Source organism: Candidatus Margulisiibacteriota bacterium, assembly GCA_041650635.1.
Classification (GTDB): Bacteria; Margulisbacteria; WOR-1; order JAKLHX01; family JBAZKV01; genus JBAZKV01.
Genome location: JBAZKV010000054.1, coordinates 1 through 2719, shown reverse-complemented (window position 1 = coordinate 2719; position 2719 = coordinate 1). Strand labels below are relative to the sequence as shown.

The following is a 2719-nucleotide window of genomic DNA, read 5'->3' as shown; positions in this document are numbered from 1 at the left end:
TTCCCACTAGTATTAACCGGCGCAGAATGAATGCGTTGACCACCGGCTCCTTCGGGTTGCGCGGCCTCCGCCTGGCGATATCAGGTTCGCCGGGTTCATAAACAAGTGCTATGTCCTGCAACCCGTTGGTGACCAGATTGACCCAGAGGATCTGTGTCGCCAGAAAAGGAAGCGGCAGACCGAGAAAAAGGCACAGGATGATGATCGACGCTTCTCCGATGGAAGGACCCAGCAGAAAGAAGATCACTTTGCGTATATTATCAAAGATCACCTTTGCAACTTTCGTCGCCTCGAAGATAGTCGCAAAGTTATCGTCTTTAAGCGTCATGTCAGAGGCTTCCCGGGCCACATCCGTGCCTATTCCTCCCATGGAAACCCCGATATTTGATTTTTTTAAGGCAGGCGCGTCATTGACGCCGTCTCCGGTAACTGCTACGATATGCCCCTTGTCCTGCAGGGCTTGCACGATCTTAAGCTTATGATCAGGGCCGACCCTGGCGTAGACGCGTATTTTTTCGCAATTTTCTTTAAGGAAGGCCTCTCCTTTTTCCTCGAGCTCGCTTCCTTCCACGATCATGCTCTGTTCGTCCAGCAGTCCGATGGTTTTGGCAATGATCTCTGCTGTCTGTTTATGGTCGCCTGTGACCATGACCGTGCGTATGCCGGCATCCCTGGTCTGTTTGATGGCCTCGATAGCGCTTGGGCGCGGAGGATCGATGATGCCCTGATAACCGAGGAAAGTTAGACCGCCGGTAGCTTCTTTTTCGAGGTCTGATTTTTCAATCCCGGCTTTTTCTTTCAAGGCAAATCCCAGGACCCTGAATCCTTGAGCAGTCATCTGGGCATAGTTGTCCTGTAAAGGATTGTTCCCCTTTTGGCCGCAGAATTCCAGAATTTTTTCCGGGGCGCCTTTGACAAAGATAACGTCCTTATCTTTATGGCGGTAAAGAACAGCCATGAATTGCCGCTTGGAGCTGAAAGGCACTTCCTCTATATATTCATACTCGCCTTCTTCTTTTTCCCGACGTATGTTGAATTTGCCCGCGGAAACCAAAAGAGCTGCCTCAGTAGGGTCGCCTTCTATCTGCCAGACTGATCCCTTGTGAACAAGTTTTGCGTCGTTGCAGAGCGCTCCGCAAAGAAGCAGGGCGCGCAGGTCTTTATCGTCTTTTACCGGGCTGTCCTCCAGAGTGATCTCGCCTTCAGGAGCATATCCCTCTCCCTTGAATTTGTAAGTTTTCTCGTTTGCAAAGGCCTCTTTGACGAACATCTTGTTTTCGGTTATGGTGCCTGTCTTGTCCGAACAGATATAATCGCAGCTTCCCAGCGTTTCCACTGCCACGAGTTTGCGGATAATCGCGTTCCGGTCAGCCATGCGCTTCATACCGATGGCCATGGCAATGGTGATCGCCACAGGCAGGCCTTCGGGGATAATGGAAACCGCAAGGCTTATGGAAACAAGCACCATGTCGATCACCGGTTTTGACTTCAGCACGCCCACGGCAAAGATGAATAACGCCAAACCCACGGAAATAATGCCAACTATACCGCTGAATTCAGAGAGACGTTTTTGCAAAGGCGTCTTTTCCTTTTTCGTGGTCTTTATCTTTTCCGAGATCCTGCCTATCTGAGTGTCAAGCCCGGTTGCCACCACAACCGCCTTTGCTTTTCCGCGCACGACCACCGTGCCCATAAACGCCATGTTCTCCTGGTCGGCGACCATGACATTGCTTCGCTTTATTGCCGCGGTATCTTTTTCCTGGGGAACGGATTCCCCGGTAAGCGCAGATTCGTCTATATGCAGCTCGATCTCTTCGAATATGCGCGCGTCTGCGGGGACCTTATTGCCCGCGGAAAGACCGATCACATCGCCGGGAACAAGGTCGCTTGCATCTATCTTTTCATCCGCGCAGTTGCGGGTAACGGCTGCCTTAAGCTCGGTCATTTCTTGTATCTTACGCATTGCCTGCTCTGCCTGGAATTCCTGGATAAAACCGACTACCGCGTTGATGATAAGCGCAGCCATGATCACCGACATATCTATGTAGTGGCGGATGGCAAAGGTAATGATCGCAGCTAAAAGCAGGATATAGATCAGAGGGTCTTTGAATTGCAGGAAGAATAATACGAAGAGCGGGGTCTGTTTCTCTTCTTTAAAGGAATTGCTGCCGTGTTCTCTAAGCCTCTTTTCTGCCTCATCAGAAGAAAGGCCGCATTTTTCGGTTTTCAGCTCCGCGAATATCTCGGAAACTTCTTTTTGATAATAGGAATAATCAGGCATATGGATAAGGCTCCATGCTAGATTTTTTTATGCCACCTGCCGTCTTTGCCTTTCTCGTAATCTTTCTTGACCGCGCTCCAGGCGACTTTACTGGCTACTTCGTCAAGCGATTGATCTCCCCTGCGTTTCTCCGGGTCTTTGTATTGTTTATGGGCGTTATTGAATGCGTTGACGAAGATCTCCCGGGCTCTTTGAGGGAGCTTATCCTTTAAGCTCGAAGGGACTGTTCGTATCGGCATTGGTCTCCTCCTTGTCGATAGCTGACAGCACCTTATTTAAATTTCTCGGCAGCCTTCTGCATAGCCTCTCTGAGATCGTTCCACGCCTTAGTTGCGCCCTCCGCCAGGCTTTCCCAAGCACCTTCAGTGGCTTGTTTGACCTGTTCAAGCCTGTTGAGCGACTCCTGTTTCTTTTTGTTCAAAACTTCAATCTCTTCTT

General features: G+C 50.1%; 2 protein-coding genes. Both read right to left on the bottom strand.

The window, feature by feature from the left end; all coding sequences use genetic code 11:
• The coding region (locus WC490_08225; GenBank protein MFA5098584.1) for an HAD-IC family P-type ATPase at window positions 1-2281 on the bottom strand (2281 nt) is incomplete at its 3' end.
• 17 nt (window positions 2282-2298) lie between these two features.
• Window positions 2299-2520: a ChaB family protein gene (locus tag WC490_08220; protein MFA5098583.1), complete on the bottom strand. Its 222-nt coding sequence runs from the start codon at window positions 2518-2520 to the stop codon at window positions 2299-2301.
• Window positions 2521-2719: the final 199 nt, after the last annotated feature.

Bases quoted from the DNA above. Each gene is read 5' to 3' on its own strand.
- WC490_08220 (MFA5098583.1), bottom strand. From the start codon at position 2,520: ATGCCGATACGAACAGTCCCTTCGAGCTTAAAGGATAAGCTCCCTCAA.